Annotated in this window: 19 protein-coding genes; 6 read left to right on the top strand and 13 right to left on the bottom strand. The window is 68.6% G+C overall.

Annotation, left to right across the window (positions count from 1 at the left end; genetic code table 11):
• Window positions 1-2 precede the first annotated feature (2 nt).
• A complete protein-coding gene (gene mycP, locus AB4Z55_RS19435) occupies window positions 3-1,400 on the bottom strand; it encodes a type VII secretion-associated serine protease mycosin (protein WP_248645079.1) in 1,398 nt (465 codons plus the stop codon).
• Complete coding sequence (gene eccD, locus AB4Z55_RS19430; RefSeq protein WP_248645080.1) at window positions 1,400-2,953, bottom strand: type VII secretion integral membrane protein EccD; 1,554 nt, start codon at window positions 2,951-2,953, stop codon at window positions 1,400-1,402. Before eccD ends, mycP begins: the two co-directional genes overlap by 1 nt.
• A 98-nt stretch (window positions 2,954-3,051) precedes the next feature.
• Here eccD and eccCa point away from each other — a divergent pair, with 98 nt between their 5' ends.
• The 6 genes from eccCa (at window position 3,052) to AB4Z55_RS19400 (ending at window position 11,816) form a co-directional block, all read left to right on the top strand.
• A complete protein-coding gene (gene eccCa, locus AB4Z55_RS19425) occupies window positions 3,052-7,131 on the top strand; it encodes a type VII secretion protein EccCa (protein ID WP_369520329.1) in 4,080 nt (1,359 codons plus the stop codon).
• A gap of 13 nt (window positions 7,132-7,144) precedes the next feature.
• Window positions 7,145-8,536 carry a type VII secretion-associated protein gene (locus AB4Z55_RS19420; protein WP_369520328.1) on the top strand — a complete coding sequence of 464 codons (1,392 nt, stop codon included), beginning with the start codon at window positions 7,145-7,147 and terminating at the stop codon, window positions 8,534-8,536.
• Window positions 8,537-8,789: 253 nt separating this feature from the next.
• Complete coding sequence (rplM, locus tag AB4Z55_RS19415; RefSeq protein WP_004019336.1) at window positions 8,790-9,233, top strand: 50S ribosomal protein L13; 444 nt, start codon at window positions 8,790-8,792, stop codon at window positions 9,231-9,233.
• On the top strand, window positions 9,230-9,766 hold the full coding sequence (gene rpsI, locus AB4Z55_RS19410) for a 30S ribosomal protein S9 (RefSeq protein WP_101819133.1): 537 nt from the start codon (window positions 9,230-9,232) through the stop codon (window positions 9,764-9,766). The genes rplM and rpsI overlap by 4 nt, the downstream gene beginning before the upstream one ends.
• Before the next feature lie 2 nt (window positions 9,767-9,768).
• The gene (glmM, locus tag AB4Z55_RS19405; protein ID WP_369520327.1) at window positions 9,769-11,115 is read left to right on the top strand and encodes a phosphoglucosamine mutase; all 1,347 of its coding nucleotides are present in this window, start codon (window positions 9,769-9,771) and stop codon (window positions 11,113-11,115) included.
• Window positions 11,112-11,816, top strand: coding sequence for an HAD family hydrolase (locus AB4Z55_RS19400; protein WP_369520326.1), 705 nt, complete (start codon window positions 11,112-11,114; stop codon window positions 11,814-11,816). The genes glmM and AB4Z55_RS19400 overlap by 4 nt, the downstream gene beginning before the upstream one ends.
• Here AB4Z55_RS19400 and AB4Z55_RS19395 read toward each other — a convergent pair whose 3' ends face one another.
• From AB4Z55_RS19395 to AB4Z55_RS19345, 11 genes are all read right to left on the bottom strand, one after another.
• Window positions 11,817-12,569: an SDR family NAD(P)-dependent oxidoreductase gene (locus AB4Z55_RS19395; protein ID WP_369520325.1), complete on the bottom strand. Its 753-nt coding sequence runs from the start codon at window positions 12,567-12,569 to the stop codon at window positions 11,817-11,819.
• A 51-nt stretch (window positions 12,570-12,620) separates the two neighbouring features.
• Window positions 12,621-13,907, bottom strand: a complete 1,287-nt coding sequence (locus AB4Z55_RS19390; RefSeq protein WP_239400553.1) for an acyl-CoA dehydrogenase family protein — start codon at window positions 13,905-13,907, stop codon at window positions 12,621-12,623.
• Window positions 13,908-13,968: 61 nt separating this feature from the next.
• A complete protein-coding gene (locus tag AB4Z55_RS19385) occupies window positions 13,969-15,036 on the bottom strand; it encodes a phosphotransferase family protein (RefSeq protein WP_369520324.1) in 1,068 nt (355 codons plus the stop codon).
• 86 nt (window positions 15,037-15,122) lie between these two features.
• A complete protein-coding gene (locus AB4Z55_RS19380; protein WP_369521034.1) occupies window positions 15,123-16,922 on the bottom strand; it encodes a GAF domain-containing protein in 1,800 nt (599 codons plus the stop codon).
• Window positions 16,923-17,043: 121 nt separating this feature from the next.
• Window positions 17,044-18,321, bottom strand: coding sequence for a bifunctional 3,4-dihydroxy-2-butanone-4-phosphate synthase/GTP cyclohydrolase II (locus AB4Z55_RS19375; protein ID WP_369520323.1), 1,278 nt, complete (start codon window positions 18,319-18,321; stop codon window positions 17,044-17,046).
• Window positions 18,318-18,818 (bottom strand): flavin reductase family protein, encoded by a 501-nt coding sequence (locus tag AB4Z55_RS19370; RefSeq protein ID WP_369520322.1) that lies wholly within the window; start codon window positions 18,816-18,818, stop codon window positions 18,318-18,320. Before AB4Z55_RS19370 ends, AB4Z55_RS19375 begins: the two co-directional genes overlap by 4 nt.
• An 89-nt stretch (window positions 18,819-18,907) precedes the next feature.
• Window positions 18,908-19,999 (bottom strand): LLM class flavin-dependent oxidoreductase, encoded by a 1,092-nt coding sequence (locus AB4Z55_RS19365; protein ID WP_004019325.1) that lies wholly within the window; start codon window positions 19,997-19,999, stop codon window positions 18,908-18,910.
• Between the two features lie 64 nt (window positions 20,000-20,063).
• Entirely contained in the window at window positions 20,064-20,486 is a 423-nt protein-coding gene (locus AB4Z55_RS19360; protein ID WP_004019324.1) for a nuclear transport factor 2 family protein, read from the bottom strand.
• Between the two features lie 149 nt (window positions 20,487-20,635).
• Window positions 20,636-21,367: an SDR family oxidoreductase gene (locus tag AB4Z55_RS19355; RefSeq protein ID WP_369520321.1), complete on the bottom strand. Its 732-nt coding sequence runs from the start codon at window positions 21,365-21,367 to the stop codon at window positions 20,636-20,638.
• Complete coding sequence (locus tag AB4Z55_RS19350) at window positions 21,364-22,164, bottom strand: alpha/beta fold hydrolase (RefSeq protein ID WP_064571976.1); 801 nt, start codon at window positions 22,162-22,164, stop codon at window positions 21,364-21,366. The genes AB4Z55_RS19355 and AB4Z55_RS19350 overlap by 4 nt, the downstream gene beginning before the upstream one ends.
• Window positions 22,145-23,323, bottom strand: coding sequence for an LLM class flavin-dependent oxidoreductase (locus AB4Z55_RS19345; RefSeq protein ID WP_369520320.1), 1,179 nt, complete (start codon window positions 23,321-23,323; stop codon window positions 22,145-22,147). Before AB4Z55_RS19345 ends, AB4Z55_RS19350 begins: the two co-directional genes overlap by 20 nt.
• Window positions 23,324-23,331 lie beyond the last annotated feature (8 nt).

Genomic DNA, 23,331 nt, shown 5'->3' with positions numbered 1-23,331 from the left:
GGTCAGAACTCGTCCGGGTCGAGCTTGCGCACCCGTCGATGAGGTAGGGCGATCGCGAGCACCGCTGCGATGACGATCGCCGCGACCGCACTGCCGACGATCGCCACGGTGCGGGCGCTGTGATCGGGTGGCTGGGCCACCGGCGGGGCGGCGATCGGCGCCGACGCACGGTCCGGCCGTTGATCGGTCGGCAACTCGGCGGTGAGGGCGGCGACCGGGTCGACGACCCCGTGCCCGATCCGTTGATCGTGTCCATCGCCCGGCGAGTGGGCGGTGGCGATGATGCGCTCCATCACCTCGCGCGCGGACAGCTCCGGAAACCGCGACCGGATCAGTGCGGCGGTACCCGCGACGTACGGTGCGGCGAAACTGGTGCCGATCAGGGGGATCGGTCCACCGTCGCTCTCCTGCGCCGACGCCAGCCGCCGGGAACCGCGTCGACTGTCCAGGCTCACGATGTCGGTGCCCGGAGCCGCGACGCTCACCCACGGCCCGTGCAGGCTGAAGTCGCTGGGAGAACCGGTGTCGGCATCCACGGAACCCACGGTCAGTACGTACGGCGCATACCACGCGGGGCTTGCGATGGTGGAGACCGACCGCCAGCCTCCCGGATCGTCGGCGGCGGGGGCCGGATTCTGGTTCTGGCAGGCGCCGTCGCGGGTCAGGTTGCCCGCGGCGACGATCACCACGACGTCGCGGTCGTAGGCGTGCCGGATGGCCGCGCCGAGGGCGCGATCGTCGACCGAGTCCGACGCCGGAGCACATGCGACCTCGGAGATGTTGATGACGGTGGCGCGCAGGTCGACCGCGCGCACGATCGCATGCGCAAGGGTCCGGACCGACCCGTACCCCGACCCGACCGACGGCGCCGCGTCGTCCCGGGCGCGATCGTCCTTCTTCTGGAACGCGCTGCTCGACTGGCGGATGGCGATGATCGACGCCGCGGGTGCCACACCTGCGAACGCGTCGGCGGTGCTGGGCCGTGCGGCGATGATGCCGGCCACCAGGGTGCCATGGGCGTCGCAGTCGTCGAGTCCACTACCGCCCGAGACGTAGTCGCCACCGGCGACGACACGGCCGAGCCGCGGATGCGGTGTCACCCCGGTGTCGATGACCGCGACCCGCTGGCCCTGTCCACGGCTGAACCGCCACGCCTCGGGGAGGTTCATCATCGACTGCGCCGCAGTCGATTTCGATACATTGCGCGTCAATTCCGTGGTGTTGCACAGATGGCGCTGCTCGGTCGGTTCGGGCGGGGCGACCGGGGCCGACCGGATCAGGGCGCCGGGATCGATGCGCGGTGGGTTCACCGCCGCGGCCGGCGACGTCGACGTCGCGATCAGCGCAGCGACCAGAGCCGACCCGAGCAGCCCGGCGCCGCGGATGCGCATGCGGCGCATCAGATCTCGCGGACCATGCGATACAGATCGAGCAACCAGAGCAGCAGCGGCACGATGAGCGCGACGAGGATGTACTCGCCGATCTCCGCCCAGCGGCGCATGACAGGGGAGAAGTCCTGGTTCGGGGCGACGACCCCGAAGACGAATGCGGCGATCACCGCGAGGACGCCGAGCGCGAAGCCGATGACCGGCCATCGGTCGTCGCCGAAGGCGAGCCCGGTGATCAGCGTGATCACCACGAGCGACCCGGCGACGATGAGGATACCGGCCTGGAACAGATCGCTGTGGGATCGGCCTCGTAGGCACAGCACGACGCCGATGATCGCGGCGTAGACGGCGTTGCGCCATTCGAATCCGGCGAGCGGGGCCGCGGTGAGGACCGCCGCGATCGCGGTGATGAGGGTCAGGCCGCCGACGATGCCGGTCAGATAGGCGTTGGCCAGATAGGAACGACGCTCCAGCGCATCGGCTTTCGGCAGCGCGGTCGCGCCGATCGCCCCGATGCCCTCGATGGCCGGGCGCGGTTCGATGTCCTTGACGTCGATGGCGGCGCCGGCCGTCGGAACCGGGGGCAACGGGAGTTTGGCGAGCAGGATGGTGGTGCGGGGCGCGAGTCCGATGAGGAGGAGGCCGACCGCGGCGATGACGGCGGCGACATCGGGCACCGGTGCATCGATGAGGAGCCGGGCCCCGGAGCCGGCCGCACCGAGCAGAGCGGCGCTGGTCACGGCGCTGTGCGCGGTCGGGCCGGCGGCGGTCATGCGGTAGCTGACGACCGCGGCGACGAGTGTCACCGCGAAGCCCAGCGTCAGGTGCGCGGCCCCGAACGACCCGGGCGTGAGGACCATGCCGGTCACGAACGCCATGGGTGCGGCGCACAGCGACAGGATGGTCGACGTCTGCTCGTCGCGGTAGTACCGGGACACGATCGTCGATGCGGTGACGAACCCGACGACAGCCAGGCCCGACAGGCCGGCGGACCACAGGGCACCGGTGTCGGACCGGATCGCGGCCAGGGATGCCGCCGCCGCGACCGCGGCGACGAGAGCGAGCGCGTAACCCACGCGTCGGGCGGCGGCGGCGGTCCAGTCGACGAACTGGGATTCGTTCAATCGGGCGACGGCGTCGACCACGTCGTCGAACAGCACCGGGGACTCCCCGGTGCGCGTCGAGGTCAACAGGAGCAGGTCGCCGTCGCGGATGCCCGACTCGGACAGCGACCGGTGCAGGGGGAGCGGTTCCTGCCCGACGAGGGCGAGCGTCCACTTGTTCTGGCGGTCGTGCGGGCGTCCGGGATTGCGCGCGTCGGCGTCGGGATCGTCGGGGTCCGACCGTGAGGGGTTGCGCGACTCGATCTGGGCGACGAGGTCGCCGATGAGTCCCGCGATGGGGATGCCTGCGGGGAGGCCGACGTCGAGCTGGGTGTTGCCGCCCAGCACCGACACCCGGACGAGCTGGGGCTCGACGGCCGCCTCACCCCGCCGGCGGTCCCCGATGTCCGCGTCGGCGGCGGTCGTCGGGTACCCCGGTGCGAATCCGTCCACAGACGACATCAGGTCAATCCTCCCCCTGGGTTCAGCAGCTAACATAGCCAACCTCAGCGGGTTCGCCCGCCCGGGGATACACAGGCGCGACATGTCAGGGGGGACGTGTGGTCACGACGACCGAGGGTTTTGTGCGTCGGCCGCGCATCACGCCGCCACGCACACCCGGCGGCGAGGTCAACATCCAGGCGCCGCCGGACGTACCGCGGGTGGTGCCGGGCAATCTCCTGATGAGGCTGCTCCCGGTGGTGATGGTCGTCGCGGTGGTCGGCATGGTGTCGCTGATGGTCGTCACCGGCGGACGCAACATCCTGTCCAACCCGCTGTTCATGATGTTCCCGCTGATGATGCTGATGTCGATGTTCGGCATGTTCGCCGCGGGCGGGCGCGGCGGCGGCAAGCGGGCGGGCGAACTCAACGAGGAGCGCAAGGACTACTTCCGCTATCTGGGCCAGCTGCGCAGCCAGGTGTTCGAGACGGTCGACAACCAGCGTGCGGCGCGCACCTGGAGTCATCCGGACCCGCGTGCGCTGCTCGACGTGATCGGCAGCAGGCGGATGTGGGAACGCCGCCCCAATGATGCCGACTTCGCCCATGTGCGAGTGGGTGTCGGCGTCCAGCGCCTGGCCACGCGACTGATGCCACCGGAGACCGGGCCGCTGGAGGACATCGAACCGGTGTCGATGGTGGCCCTGCGTCGCTTCGTGCGCACCCACTCGGCCGTGTACCGCCTGCCGACCTCGATCTCGTTGCGCGGCTTCCCGGCGGTCAACATCGAGGGCGCCCGGCAGGAGACCCGCGACCTCGTCCGGTCGATGGTCGTGGAGTTGTGTGCCTTTCACGGTCCCGATCACCTGCACATCGGCATCGTCACCGGTGATCCCGCGGGAGAGGCCTGGGACTGGGCGAAATGGCTTCCGCACGTGGGGCATCCGACGCTGCGAGACGGCGTCGGCGCGATGCGGATGATCTATCCGACCCTGGCGGACCTGGAGAACTCGATGGCCGCCGACCTCCTCGAGCGCGGCCGCTTCAGCCGTTCGGCACCGCCGAACGCCCATCGGGCGCACCTGGTGGTGATCATCGACGACGGGTACGTCGCCGGGGACGAACGGATCATCAACGACGCGGGCATGGAGGGGGTCACGATCCTCGACCTGACGGCGCCGCCGGACGGTCTCGCGGTGCGGCGCGGATTGCAGCTCGTCGTCCGTGGCGGCAAGGTCTCGGCACGCAGCGCGGCCGGCGTCGAGGAGTTCGCCGACATGGACTCGCTCACCATTCCCGAGGCCGAGGCGATCGCCCGCCGCATGGCGCGCTACCGACTGGCCACCGCGGCGACACTGGCCCACCTCGAGTCCGAGGCGACCTCGGCCGACCCGGGCCTGCCCGCGCTGCTCGGCATCGACGACGCGGCGCGGTTCGATCCATCCACCGCCTGGCGCGGGCGCACCGGCCGGGAGCGCCTGCGCGTGCCGATCGGTTACACGCCCACCGGCGCGCCCGTCGAGATCGACATCAAGGAGAGCGCGCACGGCGGCATGGGTCCGCACGGGTTGTGCATCGGCGCCACCGGGTCGGGCAAATCGGAGTTCCTGCGCACACTCGTGCTGGCCATGCTGGCGACCCACTCGCCGTCCGAGCTGAATCTCGTGCTCGTCGACTTCAAGGGCGGTGCGACGTTCCTCGGCCTGGAGTCCGCGCCCCACGTGGCGGCGATCATCACGAACCTCGAGCAGGAACTGTCGATGGTCGACCGCATGAAGGACGCGCTCTCCGGTGAGATGAACCGGCGCCAAGAGGTGCTGCGGGCCGCGGGCAATTACGCCAACGTCGCCGACTACGAGCGCGCCCGCGCCTCCGGAGTGCGGCTCGATCCGCTGCCCGCACTGTTCATCGTCGTCGACGAGTTCTCCGAACTGCTCTCGCAGAAGCCGGATTTCGCCGAACTGTTCGTCGCGATCGGACGACTCGGCCGCTCGCTGCACATCCACCTGTTGCTCGCATCGCAACGCCTCGAGGAGGGCAAGCTCCGGGGTCTGGACTCGCACCTGTCCTACCGGATCGGTCTGAAGACCTTCTCCGCCAACGAGTCCCGGTCGGTTCTCGGTGTGCCCGACGCCTATCACCTGCCGAGCGTTCCCGGTTCGGCCTACCTCAAGTGCGACTCGGCCGACCCGATCCGGTTCAACACGTCCTACGTGTCGGGTGCCTACCACTCGCCGACGGTCGTCGAGTCGTCCGATCCGAGCACCACAGCGTCGCTGCGGCGCGGCAACCTGAAGGTGTTCACCGCGTTGCCGGTCCCGTTGGACGAGGGCGCGTCACGGTCCCTGCTCGATCAGGCCGAGAGTCTGCTCGACGAGGAACCGCCCGCCCCCGAGGAACCCGCCGATTTCGAACCGGTCTCGGCGCCGGTGCCCACACTCATGGAGACGATCGTCGACCGCATGGGAGACGCCGGTCCGCCGGCCCACCGCGTGTGGCTGCCGCCGCTGGACGAGTCCCCGACCGTGGAACACCTTCTCGGCGAACGGGACTGGTCACGACCCGCGGTCCCCGGCGACCTCACCGTCCCGGTCGGTGTGGTCGACCGGCCCTACGATCAGCGACGCGACCCCCTCGTCATCGACCTCGCGGGTGCCGCGGGCAACGTGGCGGTGGTCGGCGGTCCGCAGTCGGGCAAATCGACGACGCTGCGCACGATCATCATGTCGGCGGCGGCATCCCACACGCCCGAGCAGGTGCAGTTCTACTGTCTCGACTTCGGCGGCGGCAGTCTGACCGGACTCGCCGGACTCCCGCATGTCGGTTCGGTCGCCTCGCGGGGCGACATGGACGCGGTCCGACGTACGGTTGCCGAGGTCGCGGCCGTGGTCCGGTCCCGCGAGCTGCTGTTCGCCCGCCTGGGCATCGAATCGATGCGCGACTACCGGGCCCGCCGTGCGTCGTGGTTCCGGTCCGGGGTCACCTCGCCGGCGACCGACCCGCTGGCCCAGGACCGGTTCGGCGACGTGTTCCTCGTCCTCGACGGCATGAACGTGCTGCGGACGGAACTGGAGTCGCTCGAGGAACAGATCACCGCAATCGTGGCCCAGGGCCTGAGCTATGGCGTGCACGTCATGGTCACCGCGTCCCGGTGGGCCGAAGTGCGCCCGGCGGTCCGCGATCTCATGGGTACGCGTATCGAGCTGCGCCTCGGCGACCCGATGGACTCAGACATGGGGCGTCGCGCCGCCGCTCTGGTCCCGCAGAACCGTCCCGGACGCGGCCTGACCGGGCAGGAGCTGCACATGCTGATCGCGCTGCCTCGCCTCGACCCGGTCAGCAGTGCCGAATCGCTCCCCGCCGGTGTCGCGCAGTCCGTGGAGAGGCTCACCGCCGCCTATCCGGGCCGTGGGGCGATGGCCGTGCGCAAACTGAGCACCGAGATCGACCACGCGTCGGTACAGCGCGCGGTCGCCGACGCCGGGCTCACCCTCGCGCCCAACCAGGTCGCGATCGGTGTGGGGGAGCTCGAGCTCGCGCCGGTGGTGCTCGACTTCACCGCCCAGCCGCACTTCATGGCCTTCGCCGATGTCGAGCACGGCAAGACCAACCTGCTCCGCACCATCGTCACCGGGCTCGTCGCGGGCGCCACACCCGAGCAGGTCCGGATCGTCTTCGTCGACTACCGCCGCACCATGCTGGGGATCATCGACGGCGACCATCTGGCCGGGTACGCGAGTTCGCCCGACCGCGCGGCGTCGATGATGACGGAGCTGGCGGCCTACCTGAAGAACCGGATGCCGCCGGAGGACGTGACCGTTCAACAGCTGCGGGACCGCACCTGGCTCGAGGGTCAGCCGGAGGTGTACGTCGTGGTCGACGACTACGACATGGTGGTGACGTCGACGGGCAATCCGATGCTGCCGATCGTCGAGCTGGCCTCCCATGCCCGCGACATCGGCCTGCACATTGTGCTCGCCCGGCGGTCCGGTGGACTGGGACGGGCGATGTTCGACCCGCTCATAGCCCGCCTCAAGGACCTGTCGTCGGACATCCTGCTGATGAGTGGCGACCGCGACGAGGGCTTCATCACCGGTCGGTCACGGCTGCAGTCGCTGATACCCGGCCGCGGTGAGCTCGTGTCGCGGGTCCGGCCACCGGAGATGATCCAGGTCGCTCATCTCGCGGTCGGCGACTAGGCCGGATCCGCAGATGACGCGAGCGGGCGGGACGCCGGCCTCGGACGTGGGGCCGGTGCACCGGGCAGGACGGCGGCACCCCCGCCCGGCCGTGGTCGATCTCGCGTTCGGGACGCCGCTGGTCTGGGAGCCGGAGGGCGGCCTGCGCCGGGTGGATCGCGACGTGCGGATGTTGCTCGAGTCGGTGGATCACATGAGCGTCGTGGTCGACGGCCGGCGCGAGCATCCACGCCAGGCGTGGCGGCGGGTCTTCGCCGACCTCGCTCTGTCCGCGGGACGGCCGCTGATCGTCGGGCACCCGAGTACCTGGGGACCGCGTCGTGTGTCGACCCTTGCCGACCTCGGCGACGCCGGCGAACCGGTGTCGTTGCTGCCGCGGGCGGTTCTCGTCGCCCGCAGTCACGCCGACCTCACCGTGCAGCGCTGCGCTGTCGTCGAGACCACCCACCTGCCGCATCCGCCGACCGACCCCGCCCACCCGCGACCCTCGTGGTGGGACGTGCAGATCGTGGGCCGGGGTCCCGACGGCTGGACGGTCGAACGCTCCGGGATCATCCGTCCGGGAGCCGGTCTCGCGTCGTCGGCCCCGGCCGACGGCGAGGGGATCGACGGCGCGGGGATCGACGTCATCGACGACTCGGTCGAGGCGGTGTTCGTCGACGGGGCGGCGGGGGACGACGTGTCCGCGGCGATCGAGGTCATCTCCGCGCACGCGGTCGCGGGACGGGTCGTCGCCGTAGACCGTGACCTGGTCGTCCGGCTCGGACACCGCACGGGCGGCGCCGCCGACGACGCGGCGGACCCCGGGCGTGACCCTCGCCCGCCGGACTCGTTGCCGGTCGGCAGCACGAGACGGCGGTCGCGCTCGCTGCTCGTGGCCGCGGCGGTGGCGGTCCTCGTCGTGAGCGGTGCGGTCGGGGTGGGCCTCTGGCAGCGCGAACCCGCATCAGGCGCGTCGTCGGCGGACGTCCGCCTGGGGCGCGCGACGTTGACCGTCCCGGGGGATTGGCGGCAGGCCGACCAGGACACCCCGAGCGACGCCGCCGACGACCCGTCCACCACTCGCGCGGTGTTCGTCGACCCCGACGACGGTCGGCGCATCATCGCCGTGCTCACCGAGGTGCGCGAGGGTTCCACCCTGGCCTCGGTCGCCGGCAGCCTGCGCAACCGGATCGAACAGCGCGGCGACGACGTCGTCACGGAGTTCTCCGCCGCCACCCGGTTCGCCGGCCGCGATGTGATCGGTTACCGCGAGTCGCCGGCATCCGGGGGTGCGATTCGCTGGTACGTCGTCGTCGATGACGGTCTACAGGTCTCGATCGGCTGTCAGGCGGGTACCGCGGCCGAGCCGGCCGAGGCCGAATGCGCGGAGGCGGTCCGGACGATCCGGGTGCTGCCGTCGTAGAGCGGGCCGATGTCGGACGCCGGCGCCCGTTGTGACCCCGGCCGGAGGCCGGCGCCCGTTTTGACCCCGGCCGGAGGCCGGCGCCCGTTTTGACCCTGACCAGCGCGGTCGCGTAAGCTGGATCGCTGGTGCTCGGCACCTGGTGCACATCTGTGTGTCCAGGTCAGCGGAGACCCGGGTCCCCACTGGTCGCCGGGAACAACCTCTGCCGTGCACCCGACCAGCACCCACAAGACAAGAGTTGAGGACAACTGTGCCTACCTACACCCCGAAGGCCGGTGACATCACGCGTACGTGGCATGTCATCGACGCCGAGAACGTGGTGCTCGGCCGGCTGGCCGTGCAGGTCGCGAACCTGCTCCGCGGCAAGCACAAGCCGACCTACGCCCCGCACATGGACGGCGGCGACTTCGTCGTCATCATCAATGCGGAGAAGATCGCGCTGACCAGCAACAAGGCCGATCGCAAGCTGAACTACACGCACTCGGGGCATCCCGGTGGCCTGAAGTCCCGCACCACGACCGAGCTGCTCGCCACCTACCCGGAGCGCGTCATCGAGAAGGCCGTCAAGGGCATGCTGCCGTCGACCAAGCTCGGCCGCGCGATGGCGTCGAAGCTGAAGGTCTACGCCGGCCCGAATCATCCGCACGCGGCCCAGCGCCCCGTCCCCTTCGAGATCAAGCAGGTGGCCCAGTGAGCAACGAGAACATCAACGAGGCCGTCGAGGCCGTCGAAGAGGCCGCTGTCGCCGAGGCTGCTGTCGAGGTCGTGGAGGCCGTCGAGGTCGCCGCTGACGACTACGAGACCGCTGCTGTCGAAGACGTCCGCGAGCCGATCGTCATCGATCGTCCGATCCAGACCGTCGGCCGCCGCAAGGAAGCCGTCGTCCGCGTCCGTCTGATGCCGGGCGCCGGTGGGTTCACCCTCAACGGCCGCTCGCTGGAGGAGTACTTCCCCAACAAGGTGCACCAGCAGCTCATCAAGGCGCCGCTGGTCCTCGTCGAGCGCACCGAGTCGTTCGACATCTTCGCCAAGCTCGTCGGCGGCGGCCCCTCGGGCCAGGCCGGCGCGCTGCGTCTCGCCATCGCGCGTGCGCTCATCGAGGTCACCCCGGAGGATCGTCCCGCCCTGAAGAAGGCCGGCTTCCTCACCCGTGACCCGCGTGCGGTCGAGCGCAAGAAGTACGGCCTCAAGAAGGCCCGCAAGGCGTCGCAGTACTCCAAGCGCTGATCTTGGCACGCCTTTTCGGAACCGACGGCGTCCGAGGCCTGGCCAACGCCGAGCTCACCCCAGAGCTCGCGTTGCGCCTGGCCTCGGCCGCCGCGGTCGTTTTCGCAGAGAGTTCCACGACGAACTCCCACCGGCGCCCGCGTGCGGTCGTCGGACGTGATCCGCGTGCGTCCGGCGAGATGCTGGAGGCAGCGGTGTGTGCCGGTCTCGCCGCCACCGGAGTCGACGCCATCTGCGTCGGCACCGTGCCGACCCCGGCGGTCGCATTCCTGACCGCGGACTACCACGCCGACTTCGGTGTGATGATCTCCGCATCGCACAACCCCATGCCCGACAACGGGATCAAGTTCTTCTCCGCCGGCGGGCACAAGCTCGACGACGACGTCGAGGACCGCATCGAGGCGGCCATGGACGACGAGGTCGTCCGGCCGATCGGTGCCGCGGTGGGACGCATCGTCGCCGCGCCCGACGCCGGCGACCGTTACCGGCATCACCTCACCCAGGCCATCGACACGCGACTGGACGGGCTGACCGTCGTCGTCGACTGTGCGCATGGTGCGGCGTCGGAGCTCGCGCCGCTGGCCTACGCCGACGCCGGGGCGACCGTCATCGCGATCCACGCCGAGCCGGACGGCCTGAACATCAACGCCGACTGCGGGTCCACGCACATGGACAAGTTGCAGGCTGCGGTGCTCGAACACGGCGCCGACCTCGGACTGGCGCACGACGGTGACGCAGACCGTTGTCTCGCAGTCGATTCCACCGGTCAGATCGTCGACGGCGACGCCATCATGGCGGTGCTCGCGACGTCCCTGAAAGATCAGGGCAAGCTCCGCGACGACGTGCTCGTGGCCACCGTCATGAGCAATCTCGGCCTGCACATCGCGATGCGCGAGGCCGGGATCACCGTGCACACCACCGCGGTCGGGGACCGATATGTCCTCGAGGAACTGCGCCGGGGCGGTTACGCGATCGGCGGCGAACAGTCGGGCCACATCGTCGTCCCGGGTTCGGGCACGACCGGTGACGGCATCCTGACCGGGCTGATGCTCATGGCACGGATGGCTGCCACCTCGGCGCGGCTGGCCGACCTCGCCGGCATCGTCACCGTGCTGCCCCAGGAACTGATCAACGTCCGGGTCGCCGACAAACATGCGGTGTCGCAGTCGCAGTCGGTCCGGGAGGCGGTCGCGGCCGCCGAGACCGAACTGGGCGAGACGGGCCGAGTCCTGTTGCGGCCGTCGGGAACCGAGCAGCTCGTCCGCGTCATGGTGGAGGCCGCGACGGCCGACCAGGCGTTGTCGGTGGCCGGCCGGCTGGCCGATGTCGTCCAAGGCGTCGGGGCATGACCGGTCCGGCGCCCCGGGCGGTCCTGTTCGACTTCTCCGGCACGCTGTTCCGCTTCGAGGCCCGCGACGAGTGGTTCGCCGACCTGCGCGACGACACCGGCGCCGAGTTCGACCGTGACCGGCAGGCGGACATCATCCGGCGCATGGTCGCACCTGTCGGGCTGCCCGACGGCATCGTCGGGGACGACCGACATGCCTGGGAGTCCCGGGATCTCGACCCGACGCTGCATCGCACCGGCTATCTGGCGCTGCTGCGCGCGGCCGGGATGAGCAACGCCGAGCACGCGAACGCGCTCTACAACCGAGTACTCGATCCGTCCTCCTGGGTCCCGTTCACCGACACCGTCACCGTGTTGCAGAAGCTCGGCGCCGCACAGGTTCCGGTCGGCATCGTCAGCAACATCGCCTTCGACCTGCGCAAGGTCCTGGCTCTGCACGGTGTCGAGGATCTCGTCGCCGCGTTCGCGCTGTCCTACGAGGTGGGGGCGATCAAACCCGACCCCCGGATCTTCCATGCCGCTCTCGACCCGCTGGGTGTTCCGGCAGACGAGGTGCTCATGGTCGGGGACAGCGAGACCGCCGACGGCGGAGCGCGCGAACTCGGTTGTTCCTTCGCGCTGGTGCACGACGTCCCGGCCGTCGACCGGCCCACCGCGCTTCTCGATGCCGTGACCTCACACGGCATCGAACTGGGTGACTGATCAGAAGTTGCCCTTCGCGGCCCAACCTCCGTCCACCGGGTAGATCTCGCCGGTGAGGAAGTCTCCCTCGCGCATGAGGTAGGCGACCATCGAGGCGATCTCCGACGGGAGTCCGAGTCGTCTGACGATGTGCGCGTTGGCATTCGCCTGCCGCATCTCCTCGGTGATGTCGGCGAGGATGGGTGTGTCGATGGTGCCCGGGGCGATCGCGTTGATCAGGATGTTGTGCGGGCCGTATTCGTAGGCTGCCTGCTTGGTGAGCCCGACGACACCTCCCTTGGCGGCCGAATACGACGCCAGATTGGGCAGACCCCGAAGCGCCGCCATGGACGAGATGTTGACGATGCGACCCCCACCGTTGTCGATCATGTTCGGGATGGCCGCCCGCATCCCCAGCCAGACGCCCTTGAGGTCGGTGCCCACCACGACGTCCCACGCCTCCTCGGTGAGGCCGACGACGGTGTCCTCACTGATCATGTTGACCACCCCCGCCACGTTGGCGAGACAGTCGATCGCGCCGCGGGACGCGATCACCTTCTCGACCGCTCCCGACCATTCATCCGCGACCCGGACGTCGAGTCGGATGTACTCCGCTGAGCCGCCGGCCTCGGCGATCTCCTTGAGGGTGACCCCGCAGTCCTGGATGTCGGCGGCGATGACATGGGCGCCGTCGGCGGCGAGACGTGCGGCCGTCGCCTGGCCGATGCCCTGTGCGGCGCCGGTGACGATTACGGTTTTTCCGTTGAGGGACACGGGTGTTCGCTTTCTCTGGTAGGTGAACGCCACTGGTGGGTGGAGGTGCGGTCAGGGCTGCTCGGCAAGGAGGTCGGCGAACTTGCGCCGAGCGGCTTCACGACGGGTGGGGATGTGCTCGGTCGGCCGGTCGTCGGCCGGGCGTGTGTACCCCTTCAGGTATTGCCGGGCGACGCTGTCGCGATGCACCTCATCCGGTCCGTCGTACAGACGTGCGGCGCGGGCTGCGCGATACATCGATTCGAGCGGGAGGTCGGCACTGTAACCGAGCGAGCCATGGACCTGCAGAGCACGGTCGATGACATCGTGCAGGATCTTGGCGCCGAAGAACTTGATGAGGGCGATGTCCTTGCGGGCGGCCGCGGTTCCCTCTTCGTCGATACGCCATGCGGCGTGCAGGGTCATCAGACGCAGGGCTTGGATCTCGGCGGCCGAGTCGGCGATGAAGGTGCGGATCGTCTGCTTGTCGGCGAGGACCGAGCCGTGGGCGTAGCGGTACGTGGCGCGCTCGCACATCATGTCGAACGCGCGGCTCGCCTGACCGATCCAGCGCATGCAGTGGTGGATGCGACCGGGGCCGAGGCGCTTCTGGGCGATGAGAAAGCCGTCGCCCGGATTCCCGAGGAGGGCGGTGTCGTCCACCCGCACGTTGCGCAGAAGCACCTCGCAGTGCGATCCGTAGGTGTGCGGACGCGGACGCGGGTTCTCCACGGACCCGATGTCGCGGACGACGTCCAGCCCGGGGGCGTCGATGGGGATGATGAACTGCGAAGTGCGCCGGTGACGTTCCGCGTCGGGGTCGGTGACGGCGACGACGATCATGAAGTCGGCGGTGGCAGCGTTGCTGATGAACCACTTGTGTCCGTTCAGGATCCACTCGCCCCCATCGCGAACAGCGGTCGTGGTGAGGTTGGTGGGATCGGCGCCGGCGTTGTCGGGTTCGGTCAGGGCGAAGGACGAGTAGTATTCGCCGGCAAGCAACGGCTCGAGCCATCGGCGCTTCTGCTCCGGGGTACCCACCGCGGCGAGGATCTCGCAGTTCCCGGAATCAGGTGCCTGGCAACCGAACACGAGCGGTCCGTACGGCGTCGACCCCAGGATCTCCTGCATCAGACCGAGTTTCACCTGACCGTATCCCTGCCCGCCCAGTTCGGGATCGAGATGTGCCGCCCACAGATCGTTCGCCCTGACCTCGTCCTGCAGCGGTGCGATCGCCGTGCGCAACTGATCCCAGTCGAGGTCGAGTGTCTCGAGGGGAAAGACCTCGGTGCGGACGAAGTCCCGCATCCAGTCCAGCTTCTTCTGGAACTCGGGTTCGGTGGAGAAATCCCAGGCCATCGGTGGTGCTCCGTTTCTGTGGGGGATCGTGACAGGTATGACGGGAGGGTGCGTCTGACAGTCAGGCGCTCGCTACGATGCGGCGGGCCCGGACGAAGAGGCCGTCGGCGTAGCGGTGGAGTCGCTCGCCGACGTCGCGGGGTGCCTTGCCCTCGCAGGACCGGGCATACGTGCCCTCGAGGATGATGCCCAGTTTGAAGCCGGCGAGTACGGTGTACCAGTCCAGCGCATCGAGGTTCCGATCGGAACGTTCGGCGTAGCGGGCGATGATCGAGGATCGGCTCGGCAGGTCGCCGGCCAGCCCGAGGGCGCTCTCGTAGAGATCGGGGTGCCGCGGGCCGTCCGGCCAGATCGCCAGCAGCACGCCGAGATCGAGAAGCGGGTCGCCGACCGTCGCCATCTCCCAGTCGACTATCGCCGCGACCGCAGGGGTGCGGTGATCGTAGAGGACGTTGGCCACATGGTAGTCGCCGTGCAGCAGGCCGGGCCGGAAGTCGGCGGGGCGATTGTCCTCGATCCAGCGGGCGATGCGTTCGAGATCGGGGAATGTACCACCCTGGTATCCCGTTGTGGCGGAGTAACGTTCGTGTTCCGCGAGCCACCGGGGCACCTGCCGTTCGAGGAAGCCGTCCGGACTGCCGAAGCCGTCGAGGCCGATCGCGGAATGATCGACGCCCGCCAGTCCGGCGAGCGCATCGACGAGGGCATAGCCCATCGCTGCGCGCCCGTCGGCGGTTCGGGCGTAGGAGGCCGGCAGGCTGTCGGCGGCGTTGAACCCGTCCACCGGCTCCATCAGGAAGAAGGAAGCGCCCAGGATGTCGGTATCGGCGCTGCCGGCGACGAACCGGGGATGAGCCACATCGGTGGAGCCCAGCGCCGACAGCAGCGTCATCTCACGCGCGATCGCGGCGTTGGATCGTGGTCGCAGGTGCCGGGGGCCCCGCCGGAGTACGTAGTCGTGCCCGCCCCGGCTGACGACGACCATGACGTTCTGGGTGCCGCCGGTCAGTGGCCGGAGGTCGATGGGGCCCCCGCCGGGCAGGCCCTGCTCGTCCATCCATGTCGCGAGCGCACCGATGTCCACCGGGATCGGGTTCGCGGGGAGGTCGGGGGTCGTGCTTCGGGCCATGAAACGAACCTATGGCGTGACCGCCGGATGGAGAACCGTCGTCGTGCGGACCTGTTGGAGGAATCTCCAACTCGTGCCTCCGTGGGTCACTGACCTGCGAGATCGAGGACCTGAAAGGCCATCTTGGCCGACAGCAGGCAGTCCAGCGACGTCGGGTCACGTCGCGCGATCTCCTTGATCCGCCCCAGCCGGTACCGGATGGTGTTCTCGTGGACCTCCAGTGCAGACGCGGTGGCCTGGACCTTGCCGTCGGCGGTCACGAACGCGCGCCACGTGGCCAACAGGGTGCCGTCGTCGTGTTGCCGTACCGGCGCGACGAAGGAGTGGGCGAAGTGCAGGGCCTCCTTGACGTGGCCGCTGGAGACTATCACCCGGAACAGGCCGAGTTCGTCGAGCGTCATCACCCGCTTGTCCCAGCCGAAAGACTCTGCCACGGAGCCCGTCTCACGAAGGGCGCGATGGGCATGCGGGTAGTCGACCGGTGTGCGGCAGATCCCCGAGATCAGAGTCGCGCCGAGCGAGAGGTCGTCGGAGAGCCGATCTCGGATGGTCGACACGTGGTCGCGGACGCGCCCGACCTCGTCGAGGTCGTCGGACTCCAGGCGGACCATCACGACCACCGCCCCGGGCAGTCGGACGGCCGGCGGCGGGGAGATGGAGATGACCGAGGCGAACGTGCGCGTGACCAGGGACTGGATCGCCGACGCCGTCAGTCTGTCAGTGGCATCGTCGACGGTGAAGCGAACGAGGACATGGGGATTGGTCAGGTCGATCCCGAACTGCGGACCCCGCCTGACCAAGTGTTCCTTGTCGCGGCTGTTGCGCAACAGATCCGACAGGTAGTCGTCGCGCGCCTGTCCCTCGGTTTCGATCTGCCGACGTTCGGAGAGCATCTGGAGCGCCAGGACGGTGGCGCCGCGTTCGGCGATGTTCGCGTCGAGGGCCTCCAGGCTCCGACCGACCTCGACGATGCCGAGAAAGCCGGTCTGCTTTCCCTCGATCACCATGCGGCACATGAGATGCCGGCGACCGAGGCCGACCGCGAGCTGCGCGGGGACGATGGCCGACGGCGTGCTCACCGACAGTTCGGCCAGTGCTTGTCGTACCGAGGCGGTGGCGCGCACCTTCTCGCTCATCACCGGGGGAGTGCCCAGTTTCAGCGCCTCCGGTGCGGCCCAGGCGAGTACGTCGAAGGAGTTGTTGTAGAGAATCACCGGCTTCGCCGACAGCTCCGACAGCAGCTCGACCACGCGATGTATGTTGGCGCCCTCGAGCACCGCACTCGTCAGTCGATGGTGGACGTCGGCAAGATAGGCCAAAGTGGCGTTGTTCCGGGCGATCTCGGCGGCCTGACCGCGTAGGCGGGTGTTGAGCATCGCCTGGCTGATGAACAGGGCGGACAGCCGGGCGAAGAGCTCGGCGACCTCGATGTCCCCGGGCGTGAACTCGTGCTCGCGACCGCGGCTGTCGACGAAGATCAGGCCGATCACCGCATCGTCGAAGGTGAGGGGGACACCGAGCATCGCCCGGACGTCCCAGTGCGCCATCGTCCGGCGATGGGGCCGCGGATCGTTGAGCGCGTCGGCGATCACCACCGGAGCTCGGGTGGTGATGACCTCCTGGCTGAACAGGTCGCCGTCGAAACCCGAGACCTGCCTCTTGACCGCCTCGGTGATGTCACCGGCCTCCTGGCAGAAGCCCGCGGCGCCGCGATAGCTGCCGTTGGAGTGCCGCAGGTACACCGAGCAGCGGGTGACGCCGAGAAGTGCACACAGCTTCTGACCGACCAGGCTCAGCAGGTCTGGAAGTCGGCTGTCGGTGATGGCCTCGGTGGTGATCTCCGCGAACGCAGAGATGACAGCGCGCTCCCGACTCGGGGTGACCATCGGGTCGGTGTCCGAGGTGGGGTCGGCGCCGGTCGACTGCGCGGTGGATGTCATCCGCACGGCCTCCTCACCACCACGAGCTCATGGTGGCCTTCACAGTACCAACCGGATGTGATCCCGATCATGCCCCAGAGGTGCCGGCCACGGCGCCGTCGTCCAGTACATGACCCATCCGCTCCCGCTTGGTGCGCAGGTAGCGCACGTTCTGCGGTGTCGGCACGGTCGGCAGTCCGACGCGTCCCACGATCTCGAGGCCGTGACCGCCGAGTCCGCCGTACTTCGCCGGGTTGTTGGTGATGAGTCGCAGACGTCGGATGCCGAGGTCGGACAGGATCGCCGCCCCCGTTCCGTAGGTGCGGGAGTCCACCGGCAGGCCGAGCACGGTGTTGGCATCGACCGTGTCGTAGCCCTGTTCCTGCAGGGCGTAGGCACGGATCTTGTGACCCAGCCCGATCCCACGACCCTCGTGACCGCGCAGGTAGACGATGGCACCGCAGCCTTCCTCGGCGATCGCCGCAAGGGCCTGCTCGAACTGCGCACCGCAGTCGCAGCGCAGGGAACCGACGATGTCGCCGGTGAGGCACTCGCTGTGGACGCGGACCAGCGCGCCGTCGTCGCCGGCACCGGCTTCGGCGACATTGCCCATGATGAGTGCGAGGTGTTCGATGCCATCGATGTCGGACCGGTACGCGACCGCCCGGAACTCGCCGAAGACGGTGGGCATCGCCGCGCCGGCGATCTGACGGACGAAGGAGCCCGACGCCCTCCGGTGGGCCACGAGGTCGGCGATGCGCAGCATCGGCAGTCCGTGATGTCGGGCGAACTCGCGGAGGTCCTCGCCGCGTCGCATCGTCCCGTCATCGGCGATGATCTCGCCGATGACCCCCACCTCACCGACGCCGGCCATGGTGACCAGGTCGACGGCAGCCTCGGTGTGTCCGGCGCGGGTGAGGACGCCCCCATCGCGTGCCTGCAGCGGGAAGACGTGCCCGGGGCGCCGCAGATCGCCGGCCGGGGTGTCGTCGGACGCGAGTGCGCGGATGGTGAGGGCGCGGTCGTGCGCCGAGACCCCGGTACCGGCGTCGCGGTGGTCGACGCTGACGGTGAAGGCGGTGCCGTGCGCGTCCCGGTTGTCCTCGACCATCTGCGGCAAGTCGAGCCGTCGGGCGCGGTCGGCCGACATGGGGGCGCAGATGATGCCGGTGGTGTGCCGGATCAGGAACGCCATCTGCTCGTCGGTGATCGAGGCGGCCGACCCGATCAGGTCGCCTTCGTTCTCCCGGTCGTCGTCGTCGACGACGACCAGACCGCCGTCGGCAACAGCCGCGACGGCGCGGGCGACGGCCTGGGTCGATGCCTCGGTCGCGATGGGTGTCGGGGTGTCGGCGGTCGTGTTCACGAGGCGACCTCGAATGCTCGGTGGGTGCCGAACACCCGGTCGTGGTAGGTGAGGGGTGGTGCGGGGGTGGTGCCGGTCGCGACGACGTTGCCCAGTGCGACAACATGATCACCGCCGTCGACCAGGGCTTCGGTCGTACACGCGAGCCAGCCGGAGGCGCCGTCGATGCGGGGGAGCCCGGCCGAATCCGACCAGCAGACCCCGTCGAATTTGTCGTCGCCCTTACGCGCGAACCGCAGCGCGACCTCGGCCTGGTCGTGGGCCAGCACGTTGACGCCGAATCGTCCGGTGCGGCGGACGATCGCGAGCAGGTCGGAGCCGCGATCGAGGGACACCAGGATCATCGGTGGTCCCATCGACAACGACGTGAATGCGCTGACCGTGGTGCCGTGCGCTCGTGGACCGTCGAAGGCGGTGACGACCGCGACGGGCGTGCAGACCCGGGCCATCACCTCACGAAACTCGAGGGCCACCTGGTCGATGACGTTCTCGCTCATCGATTCTCCTTCGATGCTGTGGGGATTGGGGTCGCTGCGGCGCCGGGGATCGGTCGGCGCGCCGGCGCCGCAGCGATGTTCGGAAGGGCTCAGACGGTCGCGGGCGTCTTTGCCTTCATCTTGTGGACCTCGGGGACGACCTTCTCGCCGAACAGCTTCAGACTGTGCTCGGCGGTGTCGAAGGGCAACCCGCCGAAGGCGAAGGCCGCGTTGGGCAGGAAGTCGCCGATGAGCTGGTGACGGTATGCGTACTTCTCGACGCACTGCTCGGGGGTGCCGTAGATGTTCGCCTCGACATAGGCATCGGCCGCGGCCTCCATACCCGCCTCGCGGATCATGTCCGCCCCGGCCTGGTAGGTCTCGTAGCCCTTGGTCTCCCGCCAGTGCTTACCGGCGAAGTCGTAGTGCTTGATGACCGACAGGAAGTAGCGGTTGATGTGCTCGTAGGCGAGGCGACGGGCCTCCTCCTCGTCCTCGTGACAGATGACGAAGTCCTGGATGACCGGCGGGCCGGGCTCGGTGCCCTGCGCGTCGCGGAACATCTGCTTCCACCCGTTGATGGCCTCGGCGTGCTTCTCGAACGGGAACTGCATGAAGGTCATCATCTGGACCCCGAGGTCGGCGACCACCGGGACCGAGTCGGGTGACATCGCCGCCGCGAAGAGCCGTCCGTCCCAGGAAGCGTTGGGATTCGGGGCCGGCCGCAACGCGATCTCGGGTTGTGGGTACATCGGGCCGTCACCGGAGACGACACCGGTGCGCAGGCCGCGCAAGACCATCTCGGCGGCTTCGTTGAATCGGGCCCGGGCCTCGTCCATCGGGATCCCGAAGGCTTCGTACTCCATTTTCGCGAGACCGCGCCCCATGCCGAGAAGCACACGGCCGCCCGACATCTGGTCGAGCATGATGGCCTTCTCCACGACGCGCAGCGGATCATTCCACGGCAGGATCGTTGCGCCGATACCCAGCTTGACCTTCGAGGTCCGGCCGGCGAGATAGGACAGGATCGCGAAGTTGTCCGGACACATCGAGTAGTCGTCGAAGTGGTGTTCGGCCGACCAGACCGAGTCGAAACCGGACTTCTCGGCCAGGACGCCGAGTTCGAGGTCACGGAGGAAGACCTCTTCGTCGCTGATGTTGTCGTGGTAGTTCTGGAAGACGAGCAGTACGCCGACATCCATGGCATTGACTCCTTGTTCAGAAAGCTTGGGGTACTGGGTGTTCAGAGGGAATGGGCCGGGGTCCTCAGCCGAGGAAGACCGCGCGGGTGTGTTCGGTGTCGAGGAACTCCTTGACCTCGTCGATCTTTCCGTCGCGGACGACGAAGACGAAGTGGTAGAGGTTGTTGTAGATCTTGCCGTTGTTCATCTCGGAGTACGATTCGGTCTCGACGGCCACGCGTTCGCCCTCGGCGGTCCACGCCAGCGGCTTCAGTGCAATGGCACCGGATTTCGTGGTGGCGGAGAGCCCGGCCAGCATCGCGCCGAACTCCTCTTTGTTCTTGGTTCCGGAGATGCCCTCGATCCCGCCGCCCACCCACCAGGTGGCCGTCGGAGCCAGGTAGGACAGGATGGCGTCCACGTCGCCGCGGGAGAACACCTCCATGAATTCCGCGACCAGAGCCCTGTTCTGCTGCTCCGTGCTGACGCTTGCTGTACTGGTTGACACCGATCGGCCTCCTTGTGACTCCCCACCCGGCGGGGCAGGCGAAAAACTGTGTGCAACAACGACGTTATGGGTCGATGTGGTGTGAGTCACCCTTGCGTTCTGCGCCGGTTGTGGGTTGCCACAACCGGGTGAGGCGTCGTGGGGCCGCGTCATCGTCCACCGCCGTTGAAGGTGTTCATGAGCCCGCCGTCGACGGGGACGATGGCGCCGTACATGTAGGTGGACAACGCGACATCGACGACGACCTGCGCGATCTCCTCCGGTCGTCCCGTCCGCCCGGCCGGGATGGACGAGACGATGCGTGCCCTGGCCCGGTCGCTGAGTCCGGAGGTCATGTCGGTATCCACAAAACCGGGGATGACCAGGTTGACCCGGATGTCGCGCGGGGCGAGTTCGGCGGCGAGGACTTGTGTCATCCCGCTGAGGCCGGCCTTCGCCGAACCGTATGCCACGTCGCCGGGAAATCCGCGAAACCCCACCACGGCACCGACATTGACGATCGACGAGCCGGGTTCGAGGATCGGGACCGTGGCCTTGCACATCTCGAAGGCGCCCGTGAGGTTGGTGGTGAGCACGAGATCCCAGTCCGCGCGACTCAGGTCGTCGACGCGTCCACCGCGGTGCACGCCTGCGACATTGATCAGCCCGTGTGCGCTGCCGTGCTGCTCCTCGACGGTGGCCAGCGCGCGGGCCACCGACGACGAGTCGGTGATGTCGGTCTTCAGTTCGAGGACCTGAGCAGCTCTGGTGAACGGAGTGGTCGACACGCCGCGGGCGAGCGATACGACGGAATCGCCTCGCCCGATGAGGTTCTCGGCGACCGCCCGGCCGATGCCGCGCGATCCGCCGGTGACGATCCAGACCCGTGGACGGGTGTTCATGACGTCAGGAAGCCGGTCAGTTCGGCGAGGTACCGGTCGCGGTCCTCGAGGAACGGCGCATGTCCGCACCCGTCGAATGCCACCAGGCGCGCATGGGGATTCAGGCCGGCGGCGGCCTCGGCACCGGCGAAGGGAACGAACGCGTCGTCGCGACCGTGGAGCAACAGGATGGGGATGTCGAGCTCGCCGAGTTCCTTGCGCAGATCGGTTCGGGCGAGGTCGCGAAGTGTCTCGTCGCCGATCGGTCCCATCTCCATGAACATGCCCCAGATCCAATCGAGTACATCGGAACTCGGCGCCGTCGCGAACACTGCGGCGGCGACGCCACGGAATGTGTCGGCACGATTGGCGGCGGCTCCGGCCAGGACGCCGTCGACATCATCGGAGGTGCCGCCGAAAGGCCAGCCATCGGTCGCGGTGTACCGCGGCGATGCACCACCGGTGAGGACCAGCCCCCCGGCACGCGAACCGAGTGCGGCCGCCGCGGCGGTGGCGACCGCGCCGCCCAGCGACCAGCCGTTGATGACCGGAGCGGACAGTTCGAGGTGATCGACCACCTGCACGACGTCGTCGGCCAGCGTCGCGATCGAGACATCCTCGAAGTCGTTGTCGGAGCGGCCACATGCGCGCAGATCGACGAGTACGACCTCGTGTCCCGCGGTTGCGAGCGCGGGAGCGGTGGTGTCCCAGCAGCGGGTGTTGGCGCCCCAGCCGTGGATCAGCACGACGGGTCGTCCTCCTCCGCGGTGGTGCTCGAAGTAGATCCGGCGATCGTTCTCAACCGCGAGATAGCTCATGGACTTCTCCTTCTTCGTCGAACTCGATGTCGAAAAACCTGTCGGTCTGGGTGGCGGGTTCCTCGTGGCGCAGGGCGCGGGGAACCAGCGCCGGGGCGTCCGCGAAATGTGGCATGACATGTTCGGCGAGCAGCTCCATGGACCGCACGACGTCCTCGTGGGCCATACCGCCGAATCGCATCCAGCAGATGAGATGATCGAGACCCGTTTCCTCGCGCAGGATCTCGATCTCGCGGATGAGTCCGTCCGGGTCGCCGACGTAGCAGATCCCGCCCTCGCGCAGGCCGGTCAAGGACATCGCCCCTTCGGCGGCCGCTTCGGCCAACGCCGCGTATCGCTCATAGCCCGCGGGTGTCGCGTCACCCTGCGGGACCGCGGACATGACGTTGTCGAAGTACCACTCGAGGCTCGGCCGTGCCTCCCGGACGGCTTGTGCGTCGTTCTCGGCGAGATGGATCTGCCAGTTCATCGGGAAGTCGAGCGACAGCGGATCGCGGCCCCGGTCCATCAGCGTGCGTTTGGCGCCGACGACGAACGCGTTGAGCTCGGGCAGGGTCATCAGCGTCGGTGTCACCAGCATGTTGTGTCCGTGGTCGGCGACCAGGTCGAAGGTCTCGGGACTGATCGATGCCACATAGATCGGTGGTGTCGGCCGCTGCATCGGCGTCGGCCGGCAGTCCACGCCGTCGATGTGGAAGTGCCTGCCGTGGAACGTGTACGGCTCTCCGACGGCCTTGGTCCACAGGCCGGTGACGATCTGGAACGCCTCGTCGAAGACCTCACGGCTGACGCCTTGTTTGTCGGCGACGCCCATCGCGCGGAACTCGTGCGGTTGGTAACCGCGTCCGACGCCGAAGTCGAGCCGACCGTCGGAGATGACATCGACCATCGCGAAATCCTCGGCGATCCGAACCGGCCACGCGAGTGTCAGGTTGCTGACCGCGATCCCGATGCGCATCCGGGAGGTCCGGGCGGCGATCGCGGCCGCCGCCACCTGTGGCGAGGGCATCGATCCGTAGGCGCTGCCGTGGTGCTCGGCGAGCCACACCCCGTCGAACCCGAGGCGCTCGGCGATCTCGACCTGCGACAGCATCTCCGCATAGGCCCGGCGGAAGTCGCCATCCGGACTCTCCAACACGTAGAACAGGCTGAACTTCACACTGTCGA

This window comes from Gordonia sp. ABKF26 (assembly GCF_041103195.1).
GTDB lineage: Bacteria > Actinomycetota > Actinomycetes > Mycobacteriales > Mycobacteriaceae > Gordonia > Gordonia terrae.
This window is presented reverse-complemented; position numbering and strand designations above follow the sequence as displayed.

Bases quoted from the DNA above. Each gene is read 5' to 3' on its own strand.
- AB4Z55_RS19365 (WP_004019325.1), bottom strand. From the start codon at position 19,999: ATGGATGTCGGCGTACTGCTCGTCTTCCAGAACTACCACGACAACATC.
- mycP (WP_248645079.1), bottom strand. From the start codon at position 1,400: ATGCGCCGCATGCGCATCCGCGGCGCCGGGCTGCTCGGGTCGGCTCTG.
- AB4Z55_RS19400 (WP_369520326.1), top strand. From the start codon at position 11,112: ATGACCGGTCCGGCGCCCCGGGCGGTCCTGTTCGACTTCTCCGGCACG.
- AB4Z55_RS19420 (WP_369520328.1), top strand. From the start codon at position 7,145: ATGACGCGAGCGGGCGGGACGCCGGCCTCGGACGTGGGGCCGGTGCAC.
- AB4Z55_RS19370 (WP_369520322.1), bottom strand. From the start codon at position 18,818: ATGAGCGAGAACGTCATCGACCAGGTGGCCCTCGAGTTTCGTGAGGTG.
- AB4Z55_RS19390 (WP_239400553.1), bottom strand. From the start codon at position 13,907: ATGGCCTGGGATTTCTCCACCGAACCCGAGTTCCAGAAGAAGCTGGAC.
- AB4Z55_RS19350 (WP_064571976.1), bottom strand. From the start codon at position 22,164: ATGAGCTATCTCGCGGTTGAGAACGATCGCCGGATCTACTTCGAGCAC.
- AB4Z55_RS19380 (WP_369521034.1), bottom strand. From the start codon at position 16,922: ATGGTCACCCCGAGTCGGGAGCGCGCTGTCATCTCTGCGTTCGCGGAG.
- AB4Z55_RS19355 (WP_369520321.1), bottom strand. From the start codon at position 21,367: ATGAACACCCGTCCACGGGTCTGGATCGTCACCGGCGGATCGCGCGGC.
- eccD (WP_248645080.1), bottom strand. From the start codon at position 2,953: ATGTCGTCTGTGGACGGATTCGCACCGGGGTACCCGACGACCGCCGCC.
- AB4Z55_RS19385 (WP_369520324.1), bottom strand. From the start codon at position 15,036: ATGGCCCGAAGCACGACCCCCGACCTCCCCGCGAACCCGATCCCGGTG.